This is a genomic window from Pseudomonas sp. Sample_11, assembly GCF_004307505.1.
GTDB lineage: Bacteria > Pseudomonadota > Gammaproteobacteria > Pseudomonadales > Pseudomonadaceae > Aquipseudomonas > Aquipseudomonas atacamensis.
Genome location: NZ_RCOD01000037.1, coordinates 1 through 18,648 on the forward strand (window position 1 = coordinate 1; position 18,648 = coordinate 18,648).

Consider the following 18,648-nt stretch of genomic DNA (forward strand, 5'->3'; position numbering starts at 1 on the left):
CGCTCGCTGGGGCTCGGGGTTCCTTCGCTCCGGGATCGATCCGGGCGCAGCGGCTCCGGTTTGCTTCGCTGCACCTCCTTCCGCTGTGTCTGGCTGCGCCAGACGGTCGCTGCGCTCCCACCCCCGGATCAATCCCTCCACTCAGCCTGCCGACGGGCTCCAGGATCAAAAGCTACTCGAGCTTGCGCTCATCGTGTTGGGTGGCGGGACGGCCTGCTTGGTTTGCTTTTGCTTTCCTGTGGGAGCGAGCCTGCTCGCGAAGGCGGCCTGACAGCCGACCTGTTCTTGAGCGGAACGCGATCCAACTGTAGGAGCTGCCGAAGGCTGCGATCTTTTGATCTGGCCTTTGCTTTTGCTTTTCTGTTGAGAGCAAGCCTGCATTGGACGTTGGGTGTTGACCCATTCATGTTCACGCCACAAAAACCTGTGGGAGCTGGCTTGCCAGCGAAGGCGGCCTGACAGACGGCCCATTTCTCACTGAATGTACGCAATCAAACCTGTGGGCGCGAGCCTGCTCGCGAAGGCGGTGTGTGCCGCGATCACGAACAGCGCTCCGGAACCCGTTCACCCCGTCACACACCCAACCGGCACTTTCCCCGCAAACGTATCAACCAGACTCGCCACCACCATTTCCCCCATCCGCGTGCGTGTCTGAAGCGTGGCGCTGGCCCGATGCGGTTGCAGCACCACTTGTTCATTAGCAAACAACGCTTCAGGCACATTCGGTTCATCGACAAACACATCCAGCCCCGCCCCGGCGATTTCCCCAGCCGAAAGCGCGGCCACCAGATCGGCCTCATTCACCAGTTTGCCCCGGGCGACGTTGACCAGGTAACCGTCCTTGCCCAGCGCTTGCAGCACTGGCGCGTCGATGATCGCTTCGCCCTTGTCCGCCGCGGCGGCGAGGATCAGGGCGTCGCTGTCGCGGGCCAGTTGTTTGAGGTCGGCGACGAAGGTGTGGGGGACGTCGCTCATCGGTTGCAGGTCGGTGTAGCTGATCGGGCAGCCGAAGGCGGCGGCGCGGGTGGCGATGGCGCGGCCGACGCGGCCCATGCCGACGATGCCGATGCGCATGCCGGAGACTTGTCGGGCCAAGGGCAGCGGGGCGAGTGGGGTCGGGCTTTGCGGCCATTGGCCGGAGCGCACGTAGCGGTCGCTGGTGCACAGGCCGCGACAGACCGAGATGAGCAGGCCGATGGCGAGGTCGGCGACGTCTTCGGTGAGGGCGCCGATGGTGGCGGTGACGCGGATGCCGCGGTCGCGGGCGTAGGCCAGATCGACGGCGTCGGTGCCGACGCCGTTGACCGCGACGACTTTCAGGTTCGGCAGTTGCGCCATCAGCGCCTGGCTGATGCCGGTGTGACCGCCGGTGATGACGCCGCGAATGCTGGCGCCGTGTTCCTTTATGTAGGCGGGTTTGTCCGCTTGCTGGAAGTAGCGGCGTACGGTGAACAGTTCGTCCAGACGCGCGTTGATTTCCGGGATCAGGATCGGGCTCAGTTGCAGGATTTCTGGCTTCATGGCTACCTCGTTACGCAATAAAAAGGCCGGCTCAACCGCGGCCGGCAAACGGCATGGCGCTGGCCATGACGGTCATGTTCAGGACGTTGGCCGACAGCGGCAGGCCGGCGATGTAGCGCACCGCATCGGCGACGTGTTTGACGTCGACCATCGGCTCGACGGCGATGCTGCCGTTGGCCTGGCGTACGCCTTTGGTCATGCGCACCGACATTTCCGTCAGGGCATTGCCGATGTCGATCTGGCTACAGGCTATGTTGAATTCGCGGCCATCCAGCGCCAGGGACTTGGTCAGGCCGAGCACGGCGTGTTTGCTCGCGGTGTAGGCGCTGCTGAACGGGCGCGGCGTGTGTGCGGAAATCGAGCCGTTGTTGATGATTCGTCCGCCCTGCGGCTGTTGTTTGCGCATCAGCCCGAACGCGCCGCGAGCGCAGAGAAAGACGCCGTTGAGGTTGGTGTCGATCACGTTGCGCCACTGCTCGACGGTCAGCTCGTCCAGCGGCACGGCGGGGGCGTTGACGCCGGCGTTGTTGAAGACCACATCGAGGCGCCCGTAGACCTCGGCAATGGTCGCGAACAGCACGTCGACACTGGCGGGATCACGCACGTCGGTGGGCACCGCCAAGGCTTGATAACCCTGGCTCTGCGCCAGTTCGGCCAACGCTTGCAAGGGCTCGGGCCGGCGACCGGCGAGCACGAGGGTGAAGCCGTCGGCCATCAGGCCCAGCGCCACGGCGCGGCCGATGCCACTGCCGGCGCCGGTCACCAGCGCAACTTTCAAAGAGGTCGTCATATTGTTGTTCTCCTTTTTTCTCAATCCGCTGGAATCAGGGCCGTGGGCCGACGCGCATTTCCAGGTGGCCGATGCCGTCGATGCCGGCGTTGATCACATCGCCCGGTTGCAGGCTGTCAACGCCGGCGGGGCTGCCGGTCATGATCAGGTCGCCGGCGCGCAGGGCTACGGATTGCGAGATGCGCGCGATTACTTCGCTGACCGACCAGATCTGGCTGTCGAGATTGTCGCGCTGGCGTTCTTCGCCGTTCACGTTCAGCCACAACTCGCCCTCGGGATGGCCGCTGCGGCTCACCGGGACGACGGCAGTCATCGGCGCGGCGCCGTCGAACACCTTGGCGCCTTCCCACGGCAAGCCGTTGCTCTTGGCTGCGCGTTGCACATCGCGGCGGGTCAGGTCTAGGCCGGCGGCGTAGCCCCACACGTAGGCGAGCGCTTGATCCTCGGGGATATTGGCGCCGCCTTCACCGATGGCGACGACCAGTTCGATTTCGTGAACGAAGTCCTCGCACACCGTTGGGAAGGCGATGTCGCCGACGGCATCGACCACGCAGCTCGGCGGTTTCATGAAAAACACCGGCGGCTGGCGCGACTGGCCTTGAGTGTCCGGCCATGGGTAGTTGCGGCCGACGCAGAACACCCGGCCAATGGGGAAGCGCTGCTCGGTGCCGAGTACCGGCAAGGTCACGGGCAGATCCGGGGTAAAGACGTATTCAGTCATGTTCATCCTGCGGGTCATCCTGTTTGAAAGGGCAGCGTACGGCGGCTGGCGTCGGTGAAGTTGGACGAAAGCCGCCTGCGTTTGGACAAATCCGGGTTCTTGCCTCAGCGCACCTTCAGCTCGATGCGATACAGGCGCCCGAGCAGTAACGAATAGGAGAGGGTGCCGATCAGCGCGACGCCGCCGATAAACCAGAAGGCATAGGCGAAGGTGCCGGTGGCGTGGACGATGGCGCCGATCACGATCGGCGTGACGATGCCGCCGATGTTCGCCGCCAGGCTGGTAATGCCGCCGGTCAGGCCGATCAGCTCTTTCGGCGCCACTTCCGATACCGCCGCCCACGACGAGGACGCGATGCCTTGGGCGAAGAAAGCGATGGTCAGCACGGCGATGCAGATCAGGTTGGAATCGGTGAAATTCACCAGCACGATCGACATGCCCAGCATCGAGCCAACCACCAGCGGCAACTTGCGCGCAAACGACATCGAGTAGCCGCGACGGATCAGCAGGTCGGAAACGATGCCGGCCAGCAGAATCCCCACCGTGGCACCGACGAAGGGCAGCACGGCGAAGATCCCGGCCTTGATCATGGTCAGTTTGCGTTCTTCGATCAGGTAGGTCGGGAACCAGGTGAGGAAGAAGTACAGCGCCGAGGTGCTGGCGAATTTGCCGATGCAGATCGCCCAGATCTGCCGGTAGCTGAACAGCTCGGCGATCTGCCGCCAGTTGAAGCGGGTGCGCTCCTGGCTGCTCTTGACCAGACCGCCGCCGGTTTCGATGTACTTCAATTCTTCCTGGCTGACTTTCTTGCAGTTCAGCGGATCGCGATACAGGTACAGCCACAGCACACCGAAGACGATGCCGAGTGCGCCGGTGCTGTAAAACACGTGGCGCCAGTCAAAAGTGGTCGCCAGCCATAACAGCGCGCCGGTGAACAGCGCCGTGCCGAGGTACTGGCCGCACACGTAAATGCTGCTGGCCATCCCGCGTTCCCGCGCCGGGAACCACACCGTCACCGCGCGGCTGTTGGCCGGGAAAGCCGGGGCTTCCATGGCGCCGACCGCCAGGCGCAGGCCGAACAGCGAGGCAAATCCCGTGGCGAAACCCTGGCAAACGGTGACGGTCGACCAACTGATCAGCGATACGCCGTAGGTGAAGCGCGAGCCAAACCGATCGGCAATGAAACCGGCCGGCACCAGCGCCAAGGCATAGGTCCAGGCGAACGCGGAAAAGATCAGGCCCATCTCGATCTTGTCCAGGCCCAGGTCCTTGGCCATGAACGGCGCGGCGATCGAGATGTTCACCCGGTCGATGTAATTGATGATCGTCGCGATCAGCAGCAGCGACAGCATGAACCAGCGCCGCCGGGTAGGCAGACGCTGCGCCGAAACGGCATCGCGTGCACCGGCTATCACCGGCGGCACCGTGGCACTGGAAGAATGGGAGTTGGACATGCGGAGACCTCGTTATTGTTAGAAGAGTCGAGATTTTTCGAGCAGCCGATGCCGTTGCCCGCAACGTGTGGGGCAAGGCAATCGAACGGGGTGCAGCGCGGCGTTCAGACGTTCAGGAACGTCTTTGTGCGATTGATTTTCAAGGGGAGGTCGGGCGGGGCGGCGAGGGGAAATAGCAGGATCATGACGTGCGCACCTTTGATTGTTTTTGAAAGAGGTTGGGCTGCGTTGGTCATTACAGTGGTCGTACAACGGTTCTAAATCAACCGATGGGTTAGAACGTTTTTTCTTGAAAAAAGCGGGTTTGGCGAACGTGTCCAAAAAGATAAATACGATTTGTCTTGAGAATAAAGATCAGGTTTAGATCTCAAGTGGCTGAAAAATAGGAACTATTTGTATTTTTATAGTAATGCGGTTTTTGGACAGGCACATGGGGAGGCTTCATTCAAAAAAGACAATGTCATCGTATGACTCATTGCCGCCCATCTCCCAACCCTGCAAGATGACAGGCGTCACCTCACTGCCCGGAGGACCTTCTGCCCATGTCTTCACCCAGCCGTATCCCGACTTACGTCATGCAGCAACGCAGCGAATTGACCGATTTCTACATTCGCGACAAAAAGGGTCGGCGCGCCGAAACCGCGCCTCACCGGCACGAGTACTTCCAGATCCAGATCAACCTCGGTGGCGACACCGTGCAGCACATCGGCAGCGTCCAGCGGCCATTTCCCCGCAACACTCTGGCGTTCATCCTGCCGCACCGCGTGCATGTGATTCCGCATCCCGCAGACAGTAATTTCATCGTCATCAATTTTTCCCAGACGTTTCTCTTGCCGCATCTGCAATGCGACCCGATGGATCTGGAAGAGGTGTCAATCCTGCTCGCGCCTGAGCTATCGCCGTTCCGCTTTCAGGAACATCTGGATTTCATTTTGAACGATGAGGATTTCGCTCAGGTCTGCGGCCTGATCGAACAGATGCGCGCACTCGATGAGAACCGTCAGTTCGGCACGCGGGAAATGCTCAAGGGCTTGTTGCTGCAGATGATCGGCAGCGTGTGTTTTCTCTATGCCGAGCCGCTCAAGCGTCTGGCGGAAGAGAATGCCGCCGAGAACAGTCGTCGCGACGCTTTGAGCCGCATGTTCGAATACTTGCGCAAGAACATCGCCGATCCTGATCTCAACCTGATCAAAGTCGCCGCTGCGACCTATCTGTCACCGACCTACCTGACGCACTGGCTGCGCAAAGAGATCGGCAAGACCTTCACCGAGCTGGTGCTGGAGCGGCGCATGCACGCCGCGCGCAACTTCCTCCTCAACAGCACGCGCTCGGTGGGCGAAGTGGCGCGGTTGTGCGGGTTCGCTGATGAGGCCTATTTCTCCCGGCGGTTTCGCCAGATTCATGGCCAGCCACCGGGGCAGTTCCGCCGCCGCCAGCTCAACCCGGACACGCCGCAGACGCCACTGAATACTTAGGGCGGCGCTCAGACCCACTTGAAGCGGGCAGGGAAGCGCGCGACAAAACAGGTGCCCGTTTCACGGTCGGACGTCACGCTCAAGGTGCCGTTGTGCGCATTGGCAATCTGCCCGGCGATGTACAAGCCCAGTCCCAACCCTTCATGACGCTGGCCTGCTTCGGAACGGGAAAACGGTTCGAACAGCAGCGGCATCAGCGCAGGCGGGATCGGCGTGCCCTGATTGGTCAACGAAATAACGATTTCGTCGCCCTCGGTAAAGGCTTTGAGCACGATCGGTTCGGCCGTGGAACCGTGGGTCACGGCGTTGCCCAGCAGATTCGACAACAACTGGCTGATGCGCAGCGGGTCGCAATAGACCCCGGCCGGCACCTCCAGCGAATCAATAAACTTCGCCTGCGGGTACGCCACCTGGATTTCTTCCAGGGTCTGGCGCAGCGTTTGCTGCAAATCATCGACCAGTTTGCGCTGCACCGGGATGCCACTGCCGAGCCGACCCCGGGCAAAATCGAGGATGTTTTCGATCAGCACGCCCATGCGCACCGAGCTGGTGCGAATCGCCGACAGCAGCGTGCGCGAGCGCTTGTCCTCGACTTTGCTGTCCAGCAGATCGGCACTCATGCGGATGGCACTGAGTGGCGTGCGCAAGTCATGGCCCAGTACGGCGATGAACTGCTCGCGCAGACGGCCCATTTCGTTGGCATCGGCCAGCGCGGTTTTGGTCGCGTGCAAATGGCCTTGGGTATCCAGGCTCATCGCAATCAGTTGGGCGAAGAGGGTGAGGGTCTTTTCGATGGCCGGGTCGTCGAGGTTCGCCGGCACCGAATCAATGGCGCACAGCGTGCCAAAGAACTCGCCATCGGCCTTGATGATCGGAATGGAAATGTAGCTTTCCAGACCGTAGGTTTTCGGCGTGTGATGCGTGGAGAACAGCGGGTGCTGACTGGCGTGGCCGAAGATCACTGGCTGATGGTGCTGGCGGATCTCATGACAAATCGTCGATTCCAGCACCAGTTCGCCGCCGGGCAACAGGCCGAAGTCAATCGAATCATCCACGGCGCAGGCGATCCACTTGCTCTCGGTGACCCGCGCTACGGCGGCGAAGCGCATACCGGTGATGTGCTTGACCATGCTCAGGATCACCGGCACAGCGTCAATGCTGCCGATGGCCTGGAGGTCGGAGGAGAAATCTGTCTGGGGCATGGCCGGTGCTTCGCGAAAGTGTCGCCAGAGACTATCGGTAATTGCCGGCCTTGCCTAATGAACCTGCAAAAAAGGGCACCGGGAAAACTCCCGGCGCCCTGTGTGGTGCTTGCTGAGCGCTATCGCCTCAGAACTTGTACTTGGCCGTCATCATGTAGCTGCGCGGGGTGCCGTAGTTATCGGTCGAGCCCCAGGTCACGTCGGTGCCGATGGAGGAATAGTACTTGCGGTCGAAAATGTTGTTGGCGTTGACCTGCAGGTCGAGGTGCTTGTTGACCTCGTAACCGGCCATCAGGTCGGTGACCGCGTAGCCGCCCTGTTCGAGGCGATAGCTGCCGCCGTTGGCCAGAGCAATGTCGTTGTACATGCGGCTCTGCCAGTAGACGTTGCCGCCCACGCGCAGTTTTTCCAGCGGGCCTTTGAAACGATACACGGTGGAGACCTTGAACAGGTGCTCGGGCATGTCGGTGTCGAATTTCTGGTTATTGTTGGCCGGGTTTTCGTCCTTGATGTAGTGGGCGCGGGTGTAGGTGTAGCCGGCGCCGACTTGCCATTGCTCGGTCAGCGCACCTTGCAGTTCCATGTCCACGCCCTGAGCGCGAACCTTGCCGGAGGTTTCATAGCAGGTCAGTTCCGGGCAGCCGAGCTGGGTCGCCGCCTGGGTGGCGCGGTTGGTCTGGTCCATCTGGAACACCGCCACGCTGCCGTTCAAGGCACCGTCGAAATATTCGCCCTTGATGCCGACCTCGTAGTTTTCACCAACGATCGGCTCCAGCACTTTGCCGCCGAGATCTTTCTGGGTTTGCGGGGTAAAGATGTCGGTGTAGCTGGCGTAGACCGAGTGATGGTCATCGAGTTTGTAGATCAGGCCGGCGTAACGGGTCAGGTTGCGCGTGACCTTGAAGTCACCGTCGGCACTGCGATCGTCGTAGTCATACCAGTCCAGACGACTGCCGAGGATCAGCGTCAGCGGGTCGGCCAGGCTCAAGCGCGTGGTCAGGTAAACCGCGTCCTGGGTGGTGACATTGCGCGATTTGCCGCTACGGACGAAGTCAGGTTTTGGCGCGGCGATCGGCAGGCCGGTGTCGTAGGGCGCGTATTCCTTGGTGGTGGCGTCGTACACGCGATTGCTGGCGCCGACTACCAACTCGTGGGTACGGCCGAAGGCTTCGAACGGGCCGCTGGCGAAACCGTCGAAGGCGCGTTGCTTGTCGGTGTGGTGCGATTGGTAGGCGGTGGTTTCCAGCGGGCCGTCGTAGCGCGACAAATACGTCCCGGAGAATTCGCCCTCGGTTGTCGAAGTGGAACCGCCAACATGCAGTTTCCAGTCGTTGTCGAAACGGTGTTCGACTTCACCGAATACGGTGTCGACTTGCAGCTTGCGGTTCTCCCAATCGGTACCGGGATAGGTGGAGCGGGGCAGATCAAGGTGGTGGCCGTCTTCGCCGATCGGCAGGCCGCCCCAGAAATAGTTGGTCTGATCGTTCTGCCGGGAGAAACCGAGGGTCGCCGTGGTGCTGTCGCTCAGGTCGGCTTCACCGATGGCGTAGAACAGGCCGTGATCGTTTTCTTCCTTGTCGCGGAAACTGTCCGCGCCCTGATACGACGTCACCACCCGGCCACGCAGGGTGCCGCTGTCGTTCAGCGGGCTGGAGGCGTCGACCTCGCCACGGTAGTCATCCCAGCTGCCGGCGGCGCCGGTGAGGGTCACGCGCTGATCAGCGGTCGGGCGTTTGCGCACCATGTTGATCGCCGCCGACGGGTTGCCGGCACCGGTGACCAGGCCGGTTGCGCCACGGACGATTTCCACCCGGTCGAACATCGCCGGTTCGGTTGCACTGCCAGGGTGTACGGCGAATACGAGCTGGGCAGGCCGTCGTACATGATGTTGTCGATGTCGAAACCGCGCGCCTTGTAAGTCTGCCGCCCCGGACCGCTGGCCTCGCTGAGAAACAACCCCGGCGTACCGCGCACCACGTCGTTGACGCTGGTCATGTTCTGGTCGTCCATGCGCTGGCGAGTGATCACCGTCACCGCCTGCGGCGTTTCGCGCATGGTCAGCGACAGCTTGGTCGCGGTCTGCATCGGGCCGGTGGTGTAGGACTGCGTGTCTTCGGTGGTGCTGCTCATCTGCGTAGCGCCGATTTCGGTCGCTTGCAGTTCCAGCGGGCCATTGGTGGGCGCAGTGGCTGCGGTTTCTTCAGCCAACGCAGGAGCGATGCTGGCCATGCCGATGGCGATTGCGAGGAGGTTAGGTGAAAGGTTCGAGCGGCGGTGAATGGTGTGAAACGACATCTATCTGCTTCCCCAAGATTTACCCAAACGAAACTAATGCGAGTGCATGTAAGAATTATTCGCATTAGTATGTCGGAAGTTTCCGGGGGAATAAACCCGTACGAGTCAGTTAGTTAATGATTTTTTCACAATTGGATTCGATGGCCTTCGGACGCAAATGTGGGAGCGAGCCTGCTCGCGAAGGCGGTGGGTCATTCAACAGATGCGTTGTCTGATACTCCGCTTTCGCGAGCAGGCTCGCTCCCACAGGGTGATGCGTTTTTTCTGAAATCAGTCCAGATCCTGCGCACCGTGCCGTTCCGGCACCTGAGTCTCTTCATCACCCCAGGTACGGTTCACCCGTTGCCCGCGTACAACCGCCGGCCGCTTGGCGATTTCTTCGGCCCAGCGCTGCACATGGGTGTACTCGTGCGCGGCGAGAAACTCCGCCGCCGAGTAAACGTTGTTGCGCACCAGTTGCCCGTACCAGGGCCACACGGCGATGTCGGCGATGGTGTAATCGTCGCCGGCCAGATAGGCGTTATCAGCGAGACGACGGTTGAGCACATCCAGCTGCCGTTTGGCTTCCATGGTGAAGCGGTTGATCGGGTATTCGAGCTTCTCCGGCGCATACGCGTAGAAGTGCCCGAAACCGCCGCCCAGGTAAGGCGCCGAGCCCATTTGCCAGAACAGCCAGTTGAGGGTTTCGGTGCGACCGGCCGGATCCTTGGGCAGCAAGGCGCCGAACTTTTCCGCCAGATACAGCAGGATCGAACCGGACTCGAACACCCGGATCGGCGGCTCGACGCTGCGATCCAGCAGCGCCGGGATTTTCGAATTGGGGTTGACCTCTACAAAGCCGCTGGAGAACTGATCGCCCTCGCCAATGCGGATCAGCCACGCGTCGTATACGGCCTCGCTGTGACCAAGTGCGAGCAACTCTTCGAGCATGATGGTGACTTTGACACCGTTGGGCGTGGCCAGCGAATACAGCTGCAACGGATGCTTGCCGACCGGCAGTTCCTTGTCGTGGGTCGGCCCGGCGACCGGCCGGTTGATGCTGGCGAAGTGGCCGCCGGATGGGGCTTCGTGTTTCCAGACCTTGGGCGGAACGTAAGACGCATTGCTCATGAAACGGACCTCGTCGATGCTGGGAGAGAACAGGTAGATACCGTATCTCGAAAGGATTGAGAACACTACCTTGTGGGAGCTGGCTTGCCAGCGATGACGACGGCACATCCAGCATCAATATTGGCTGACCCACCGCAATCGCTGGCAAGCCAGCTCCCACAGGTTCGGAGTCAGGCACAAATCTCCCGTGGGAGCGAGCCTGCTCGCGAAAGCGCCGGCAGGGCCGCCGCGCCTAATGGCTCCAATACCGCCCAACCGCACCCCCGACTCCCTGCACCGGATCTGTCTCAGGAAACGCCAGCCCCGCAATCCGCGCCAACTGCGCATCACTCGGCGCGGCCCGGCAAATGTCCGCCTGCTGCCCCGGCGGATAAGCACCCACCACCAGAAAATCCTCACTTGATCCCAGATTGCAGTGCCCGGTCCCGGCCGGCAGCAACAACACATCCCCAGCGCAGACGTCGACGACTTGCCCATCAGGCCCGCCCAACATCAACCGTGCCTGACCGGCCGCCACGCCAAGCACTTCGTGGCCTTCAGTGTGATAGTGGTGATAGTCATAAATGCCGTAGCGCCACTGCGCCGGCCAGCCATTGGCACCGAACGTCTGCTCGAAGCGTGCCGCCGGATCGTCGCCTTCAACGGCAATCGCGCTGCGGTAGATCAGCACTGGCAGACGCGGATTGTTCGGCACCCAGCCATTGCGTTCCAGAAGCAGGGTTTGCACTTCAGTCATGGCCAATCCTCCTTCGCTCGATTTATCAGTCGACCGCAGCGCAGGGCAATCGCCTCAAAAAATCATTGCCGCGCAAACACGGTGCCGAAGTTGATGCCAAGAAAATCCATCGAAACTTCATCGCGCAGAGCACTGTCCAGACCCTTACATGTCCATGCAGCGGTAAATGGCGAGGGTCAAGATGACGATGACAGTAGGTGATTTTCTGGTTGAGCGGCTCAGCGAATGGGGCGTCACGCGAATTTTTGGTTATCCGGGGGATGGCATCAACGGCGTGTTCGGCGCCATGAGCCGGGCCAAAGGCAAAATCGAATTTGTCCAGGCGCGGCATGAAGAAATGGCCGCGTTCATGGCCTCGGCCCACGCCAAGTTCACCGGCGAGCTGGGCGTGTGCATCGCTACTTCCGGCCCCGGCGCTTCGCACCTGATCACCGGCCTCTACGACGCGCGCATGGATCACATGCCGGTGCTGGCCATTGTCGGTCAGCAGGCGCGCACGGCGCTGGGCAGTCACTACCAGCAGGAACTGGATCTGGTGTCGATGTTCAAGGATGTCGCCGGTGCGTTTGTGCAGCAGGCTTCGGCGCCGTCGCAAGTGCGCCATCTGCTTGATCGCGCGGTGCGCACTGCGGTCGGCGAGCGCCGCGTCACCGCGCTGATTCTGCCCAATGACTTGCAGGATCTGCCTTACGAACAACCGGCGCGCACCCATGGCACCGCGCATTCCGGCGTCGGCTACAGCAAGCCGAAAGTCGTTCCTTATGCCGCCGATCTGCAACGCGCGGCCGAGGTGCTGAACAGCGGCGAGAAAGTCGCGATTCTGGTCGGTGCCGGCGCGTTGGAGGCGACCGATCTGGTCATCGCCGTGGCGGAAAAGCTCGGCGCGGGCGTCGCCAAGGCGTTGTTGGGCAAAGCCGCATTGCCTGACGATTTGCAGTGGGTCACCGGCAGCATCGGCCTGCTCGGCACCGAGCCCAGCTACAAGCTGATGAGCGAGTGCGACACCTTGCTGATGATCGGTTCAGGCTTCCCGTATTCCGAGTTTCTGCCCAAGGAAGGCCAGGCGCGCGGCGTGCAGATCGACTTGCAGCCGGACATGCTCAGCCTGCGTTATCCGATGGAGGTCAATCTGGTCGGCGATTCAGCGGAAACCCTCGCCGCGTTGCTGCCCTTGCTGGAACAGAAAACCTCGAACAAATGGCGCAAGAAGATCGAAGGCTGGCGCAGCAGTTGGGAGAAGACCCTGGAAAAACGCGCCATGGCCAAAGCCGATCCGGTCAACCCGCAACGAGTGGTCTACGAGTTGTCACCGCGCTTGCCTGAGCAGGCAATCATCACTAGCGATTCCGGCTCCTGCGCCAACTGGTTCGCCCGTGACCTGAAAATCCGTCGCGGCATGAAATGCTCACTGTCCGGTGGCCTGGCCTCGATGGGCGCGGCGGTGCCCTATGCGATCGCGGCGAAATTTGCTTACCCGGAACGCCCGGTCATTGCCCTGGTCGGCGACGGCGCGATGCAGATGAACAACATGGCCGAGCTGATCACTGTCGCCAAATACTGGCGGCAATGGCAGAGCCCGAAATGGATCTGCGCGGTGTTCAACAACGAAGACCTCAATCAGGTCACCTGGGAGCAGCGGGTGATGGAGGGCGATCCGAAGTTCGAAGCGTCGCAAAGCATTCCCGATGTGCCGTATCACCTGTTCGCGATTTCCATCGGTCTGAAGGGCATTTTCGTTGATCGTGAAGAAGAGGTCGCCGCTGCGTGGGAACAGGCACTCGCCTCGGAAGTGCCGGTGCTGATCGAGTTCAAGACCGACCCGAACGTGCCGCCGCTGCCGCCGCACATCAAGCTTGAGCAAGCGAAGAAATTCGCCACGACCCTGCTCAAGGGCGATCCGGACGAAGCCGGGGTGATCGTGCAGACCGCCAAGCAGGTGTTGGGCGCCGTGTTGCCCGGGAAGAAATGACGGTGTGCGCTTGAACGAGTCAACCATCTACATCGGTTGCGCCGGCTGGAGTCTCGGGCGCGAGCACTGGCCGGCATTCCCCGCCGAAGGCACGCACCTGCAACGCTACGCCGCGCGCTTCAACTGTGTCGAAATCAACAGCTCGTTCTATCGCCCGCATCGGCGTCAGACCTACGAGCGCTGGGCCGACTCGGTAGCGCCGGACTTTCGCTTCGCCGTGAAAGTGCCGAAGCTCATCACCCATGAACAGCGGCTGGCGGACAGCGCGGCCGCGCTCGATGAGTTTCTCGGACAGTGCCACGGCTTGGGAGATCGATTCGGCTGCCTGCTGGTGCAACTGCCACCAAAACTTGCCTTCGATGCGCCGGTGGCCGAGGCGTTTTTTCATGCCCTGCGCGAGCGGTTCACGGGCAGTGTAGTGCTGGAGCCGCGACACGAATCGTGGACTGAGGCTGAGGCAATGCTGATGGAGCTGCAGATTGCCCAGGCGGTGGTCGATCCCTCGCGGATCAGCAGCGACACCGCACCGGGTGGCTGGCAAGGCCTGCAGTATTGGCGCCTGCACGGCTCGCCACGGATTTATCACAGCGCTTATGAAGCGGCCTATCTGCAACAGCTTGCTCAGAACCTGCGGCGCGCGAAGGCCGACGGCAAAGACATCTGGTGCATCTTCGACAACACCGCCAGCGGTGCCGCCACCGCCGATGCACTGGCTTTGAAGGCGTTGATCGAAGGCGTTGAACGCTGAACGACGACGCTCTCGCCACCCACACAAACGATCCGGCTACAGGTAAACTCCGCGCACTTTTTCAAGGAGTTCACATGAGTTACTACCAGCCGGGCATTCTCGCTACCCCTGTTCCTGCGCAAGCACGTCACCTGTTTTTCGCCCTGGCGTCGGTTGAAGCCTTGCCGCAAGCGATCGACAGCCTGCTGATGCTGGTGGATGGCAAGTCGGCGGTGGTTGGCTTTGGTGAGTCGTTGACCAAGGCGCTGAATGTCGAAATCGCTGGCCTGCGCAGCTTCCCGGCGCTGACCGGCGTTGGCGTGAACAACCCGTCGACCCAGCATGCCCTGTGGATCTGGTTGCACGGTATCGACCGTGGTGAACTGCTCAACCGCTGCAACGCTATCGAAGCCGCGCTGGCCCCGGCCTTGCGTCTGGTCGAGATGCAGGAAGCCTTCCGCCACATGGCCGGCCACGACCTCACCGGTTATGAGGACGGCACGGAAAACCCGCACGATGATGCCGCTGTCGCCGCCGCGCTGCTTAGCAGTGGCGCGGACGGGCTGGTCGGTGGCAGCTTCGCCGCGATCCAGCAGTGGCAGCACGACCTCAAGGGTTTTCATCGCCTGTCTGCCGGCGCCAAGGACGACATCATGGGACGGCGCTTGAGCGATAACGAAGAAATCGACGACGCGCCGATCTCCGCCCACGTCAAACGCACCGCGCAAGAGAGCTTCGCGCCGGAAGCCTTCGTCGTGCGCCGTTCGATGCCGTGGATCGAAGGCGATCGTGCCGGTTTGATGTTCCTCGCTTTCGGTTTCTCCCTCGATGCCTTCGAAGCGCAGCTGCGCCGTATGAGCGGTCTGGAAGACGGTATTGCCGATGGCTTGTACCAGATCAGCCGGCCAATCACCGGCGGCTACTACTGGTGCCCGCCGCTCAAGGATGGACGCCTTGATCTGCGCGCGTTGCGCATCGGCTGAGGACTGCCTATGAACGTGGTGCGCTGGGGCATGATCGGTTGCGGCAGTGTCGCTGAACGCAAGAGCGGACCGGCCTTCTACAAGGCGCCCGGTTCGGCGCTGATTGCGGTGATGGGCCGTCGTCTCGAAGCGGTGACCGACTACGCCGCGCGCCACGGCATCAGCCGCGTCTACACCGATGTCGATGCGCTGATCAACGATCCCGAAGTGGACGCGGTGTACATCGCCACACCGCCCGACAGCCACCACGCCTACAGCCTGAAAGTCGCCGCCGCCGGCAAGCATTGCTGCGTGGAAAAGCCCATGGCGCTCAACGCCGGGCAAAGCCGCGAGATGCAGCAAGCGTTTGCCGCTGCCGGTCTGCACTTGTTCGTCTCCTATTACCGCCGCTCGCTGCCGCGCTTCGCTCAGGTGCGGCAATGGCTGGAGGAGGGGCGCATCGGCGATGTCCGCCATCTGAGCTGGACGCTGACCAAAGCGCCGTCGCCGGCTGATCTTGAGGGTCGCGATAATTGGCGCACCGACCCGGCGGTGGCTGGCGGCGGCTACTTTGCCGACCTGGCCAGCCATGGCCTGAACCTGTTCCAGTATCTGCTTGGCGACATCGTTGAAGTCGCCGGTTTCACCGCGCGTCAGGCGGGTCTGTACACGGCGGAAGATGCGGTCAGCGCCACCTGGCGGTTCGCCTCCGGAGCGCTGGGCATGGGCTGCTGGAACTTTGTTGCGGACCGGCGTGAGGATCGGGTCGAGATCATCGGCAGCAAAGGGCGCATCGGGTTTTCCGTGTTTGACGAGCATCCGGTGCAGCTGGATGCCGATGAGCAGATCAGCCTGGAGATCGCTCATCACGAGCATATTCAGTGGCATCACGTGCTGGGGATGAATGCGCATATTCGGGGTGATTCACAGCATCCCGCCGTGGCCGAGCAAGCCGTCAAGACCGATTGGGTCATGGACCGGATTCTCAAACGTTAAGATCAAAAGATCGCAGCCTTCGGCAGCTCCTACAGGGAAATCGCATTTCAAACTGTAGGAGCTGCCGAAGGCTGCGATCTTTTGCTTTTAAAGGCGCATCTAAGGTTATGCCCAAACAATATTTCTCAACCTCGTCATAACCTCTCTAAGATCACGTCATAACTCGTTATAACAAGTGATCCGACGATGACCGATAACGTTCTCTCCCTCAGTAGCGTTCCCCTGCACACCCAACTGCGCGATGTCCTGCGTGCGCGGATTCTCGACGGTGAATACCCGCAAGACAGCCAGATGCCTTCCGAAAGCGAACTCGGTGCGCTGTTCAAAGTCAGTCGCATCACCGTTCGCCAGGCGCTCGGTGATCTGCAAAAGGAAGGCCTGATCTTCAAGATCCATGGCAAGGGCACCTTCGTCGCCAAGCCGAAAACCTTTCAGAACGTCAGCAGCCTGCAAGGCCTCGCCGAGTCGATGACCGGGCGCGGCTACGAGGTGATCAACCGCCTGCGCAGTTTCAAATTCATTCCGGCCGACAAGCGTGTCGCCGAGCGTCTGCAGGTGGCCGAAGGTGAGATCGTCGCGCAGATCAAACGCGTGCGCCTGATCAACCGCGAGCCGATTTCGCTGGAAATTACCTACCTGCCCAAAGCGGTCGGCGAACGGCTGGAGAAGGCCGACCTGGTCACTCGCGACATCTTTCTGATTCTGGAAAACGACTGCGGCATCGCCCTCGGCCACGCCGATCTGGCCATCGACGCAGTGCTGGCTGACAGCGACCTGACCCAGGCGCTCAACGTCGAAGCGGGCTCGCCGATCATGCGCATCGAGCGCTTGACCCACGATGCCCAAGGCCAGCCGCTGGACTTTGAACACCTTTATTACCGTGGCGATGCGTTCCAGTACCGCCTGCGGATCGACCGGCAAAAAGGGGAGCAGGCATGACCCGCAACGTTCTAGAACAGGAATACGACATCGTCGTGATTGGCGGCGGTACGGCCGGGCCGATGGCGGCGATCAAGGCCAAGGAGAAGAACCGCGATTTGCGCGTGTTGCTGGTCGACAAGGCCAACGTCAAGCGCAGCGGCGCGATCAGCATGGGCATGGATGGCCTGAACAACGCGATAATTCCCGGCCACTCGACACCGGAGCAGTACACCAAGGAAATCACCATCGCCAATGACGGCATCGTCAATCAGGCGGCGGTCTACGCCTATGCGACGCACAGTTTTGAAACCATCGAACAACTCGACCGCTGGGGCGTGAAGTTCGAGAAGGACGAAACCGGTGACTACGCGGTGAAAAAGGTCCACCACATGGGCGCCTATGTGCTGCCGATGCCGGAAGGGCACGACATCAAGAAAGTTCTGTATCGGCAGTTGAAACGTGCGCGGGTAAGCATCACCAATCGCCTGGTCTGCACGCGTTTGTTGACCGACGAGGAGGGCGCGGTCAACGGTGTGATGGGCTTCGATTGCCGCACCGCCGACTTCCATGTGATCAAGGCCAAAGCGGTGATTCTCGCCTGCGGCGCGGCCGGACGCCTCGGTCTGCCGTCGTCGGGCTACCTGATGGGCACCTACGAGAACCCGACCAATGCGGGCGACGGCTACGCGATGGCCTACCATGCTGGCGCTGAACTGGCCAATCTCGAGTGCTTTCAGATCAACCCGTTGATCAAGGATTACAACGGCCCGGCCTGCGCCTACGTCACCGGCCCGCTGGGTGGCTACACCGCCAACAACAAGGGCGAACGCTTCATCGAGTGCGACTACTGGAGCGGGCAGATGATGTGGGAATTTCACCAGGAACTGGAAAGCGGCAACGGCCCGGTGTTCCTTAAACTCGATCACCTGGCCGAGGAAACCATCCAGAACATCGAGGAAATCCTGCACAGCAACGAGCGCCCGAGCCGTGGCCAGTTCCACGCCAATCGCGGCACTGACTACCGTACGCAGATGGTTGAAATGCACATTTCGGAAATCGGCTTTTGCAGCGGCCACTCGGCGTCCGGTGTGTGGGTCAATGAGCGTGCCGAGACTTCAGTGAAAGGCTTGTATTCGGCCGGCGACATGGCTGCGGTGCCGCACAATTACATGCTCGGCGCGTTCACTTACGGCTGGTTCGCCGGGCACAACGCGGCGGACTTTGTTGCCGGCCGCGAGTTTTCCGCACTGGACAGCGAGCAGATCGCCAAGGAGAAAGCCCGGGTCTACGCGCCGCTCGATCGCGAACACGGTCTGCCGCCGGCGCAGGTCGAGTACAAACTGCGGCGCTTCGTCAACGACTACCTGCAACCGCCGAAAGTGACCAAGAAGATGCAGATCGGACTGCAACGCTTCAGCGACATCGAGCGCGATCTTGAGCAAATGAAAGCCAACAACGCTCACGAACTGATGCGAGCGATGGAAACCAGCGTGATCCGCGATTGCGCCGAAATGGCCGCCCGCGCTTCGTTGTTCCGCGCCGAAAGCCGCTGGGGCTTGTACCACTATCGGGTCGATCACCCGCAACGCAACGACGCCGAATGGTTCTGCCATTGCCATCTGAAGAAGGGCGAGGACGGCCAGATGACCAGTTTCAAGAAGGCCGTCGAGCCTTACATCATCCCGCTCGACGCCGAGGAAATGCAGGCTTACGACCGCCTGCGGGTCGGCGCCTTCGCCGCTTGAGACATCATTTTTCAGAGAGTCCGA

At 61.3% G+C, this 18,648-nt stretch carries 14 protein-coding genes and 1 pseudogene; 7 read left to right on the forward strand and 8 right to left on the reverse strand.

Going from position 1 to position 18,648, the window contains the following annotated elements; genetic code table 11:
* Positions 1 to 564 precede the first annotated feature (564 nt).
* The 4 genes from D8U60_RS09020 to D8U60_RS09035 form a co-directional block, all read right to left on the reverse strand.
* Positions 565 to 1,521, reverse strand: a complete 957-nt coding sequence (locus D8U60_RS09020; protein ID WP_130899954.1) for a 2-hydroxyacid dehydrogenase — start codon at positions 1,519 to 1,521, stop codon at positions 565 to 567.
* Between the two features lie 31 nt (positions 1,522 to 1,552).
* Positions 1,553 to 2,311: an SDR family oxidoreductase gene (locus D8U60_RS09025; RefSeq protein WP_130899955.1), complete on the reverse strand. Its 759-nt coding sequence runs from the start codon at positions 2,309 to 2,311 to the stop codon at positions 1,553 to 1,555.
* A 34-nt stretch (positions 2,312 to 2,345) separates the two neighbouring features.
* Positions 2,346 to 3,038, reverse strand: coding sequence for a fumarylacetoacetate hydrolase family protein (locus tag D8U60_RS09030; protein WP_130899956.1), 693 nt, complete (start codon positions 3,036 to 3,038; stop codon positions 2,346 to 2,348).
* Positions 3,039 to 3,136: 98 nt separating this feature from the next.
* Positions 3,137 to 4,486 (reverse strand): MFS transporter, encoded by a 1,350-nt coding sequence (locus tag D8U60_RS09035; RefSeq protein WP_056785134.1) that lies wholly within the window; start codon positions 4,484 to 4,486, stop codon positions 3,137 to 3,139.
* Positions 4,487 to 5,028: 542 nt separating this feature from the next.
* Here D8U60_RS09035 and D8U60_RS09040 point away from each other — a divergent pair.
* Complete coding sequence (locus tag D8U60_RS09040; protein WP_130887979.1) at positions 5,029 to 5,961, forward strand: AraC family transcriptional regulator; 933 nt, start codon at positions 5,029 to 5,031, stop codon at positions 5,959 to 5,961.
* A gap of 8 nt (positions 5,962 to 5,969) precedes the next feature.
* Here D8U60_RS09040 and D8U60_RS09045 read toward each other — a convergent pair whose 3' ends face one another.
* The 4 genes and pseudogenes from D8U60_RS09045 to D8U60_RS09060 form a co-directional block, all read right to left on the reverse strand.
* Positions 5,970 to 7,163, reverse strand: coding sequence for a GAF domain-containing sensor histidine kinase (locus D8U60_RS09045; RefSeq protein WP_130899957.1), 1,194 nt, complete (start codon positions 7,161 to 7,163; stop codon positions 5,970 to 5,972).
* Between the two features lie 127 nt (positions 7,164 to 7,290).
* Positions 7,291 to 9,458: pseudogene (locus D8U60_RS09050) on the reverse strand (TonB-dependent siderophore receptor).
* A gap of 270 nt (positions 9,459 to 9,728) precedes the next feature.
* Entirely contained in the window at positions 9,729 to 10,568 is an 840-nt protein-coding gene (yghU, locus tag D8U60_RS09055) for a glutathione-dependent disulfide-bond oxidoreductase (RefSeq protein ID WP_130899958.1), read from the reverse strand.
* Positions 10,569 to 10,800: 232 nt separating this feature from the next.
* Positions 10,801 to 11,304 (reverse strand): cupin, encoded by a 504-nt coding sequence (locus D8U60_RS09060; RefSeq protein WP_130899959.1) that lies wholly within the window; start codon positions 11,302 to 11,304, stop codon positions 10,801 to 10,803.
* Positions 11,305 to 11,485: 181 nt separating this feature from the next.
* Here D8U60_RS09060 and D8U60_RS09065 point away from each other — a divergent pair, with 181 nt between their 5' ends.
* The 6 genes from D8U60_RS09065 (at position 11,486) to D8U60_RS09090 (ending at position 18,624) form a co-directional block, all read left to right on the forward strand.
* Positions 11,486 to 13,273: a thiamine pyrophosphate-requiring protein gene (locus tag D8U60_RS09065; protein WP_130899960.1), complete on the forward strand. Its 1,788-nt coding sequence runs from the start codon at positions 11,486 to 11,488 to the stop codon at positions 13,271 to 13,273.
* A gap of 10 nt (positions 13,274 to 13,283) precedes the next feature.
* The gene (locus D8U60_RS09070; RefSeq protein ID WP_177435451.1) at positions 13,284 to 14,021 is read left to right on the forward strand and encodes a DUF72 domain-containing protein; all 738 of its coding nucleotides are present in this window, start codon (positions 13,284 to 13,286) and stop codon (positions 14,019 to 14,021) included.
* A gap of 74 nt (positions 14,022 to 14,095) precedes the next feature.
* Positions 14,096 to 14,983, forward strand: coding sequence for a Dyp-type peroxidase (locus tag D8U60_RS09075; RefSeq protein WP_130899961.1), 888 nt, complete (start codon positions 14,096 to 14,098; stop codon positions 14,981 to 14,983).
* A 9-nt stretch (positions 14,984 to 14,992) separates the two neighbouring features.
* Entirely contained in the window at positions 14,993 to 15,958 is a 966-nt protein-coding gene (locus D8U60_RS09080) for a Gfo/Idh/MocA family oxidoreductase (protein ID WP_130899962.1), read from the forward strand.
* A 186-nt stretch (positions 15,959 to 16,144) separates the two neighbouring features.
* The gene (locus tag D8U60_RS09085) at positions 16,145 to 16,897 is read left to right on the forward strand and encodes a GntR family transcriptional regulator (protein WP_016774450.1); all 753 of its coding nucleotides are present in this window, start codon (positions 16,145 to 16,147) and stop codon (positions 16,895 to 16,897) included.
* Positions 16,894 to 18,624 carry a fumarate reductase/succinate dehydrogenase flavoprotein subunit gene (locus D8U60_RS09090; RefSeq protein ID WP_130899963.1) on the forward strand — a complete coding sequence of 577 codons (1,731 nt, stop codon included), beginning with the start codon at positions 16,894 to 16,896 and terminating at the stop codon, positions 18,622 to 18,624. The genes D8U60_RS09085 and D8U60_RS09090 overlap by 4 nt, the downstream gene beginning before the upstream one ends.
* Positions 18,625 to 18,648 lie beyond the last annotated feature (24 nt).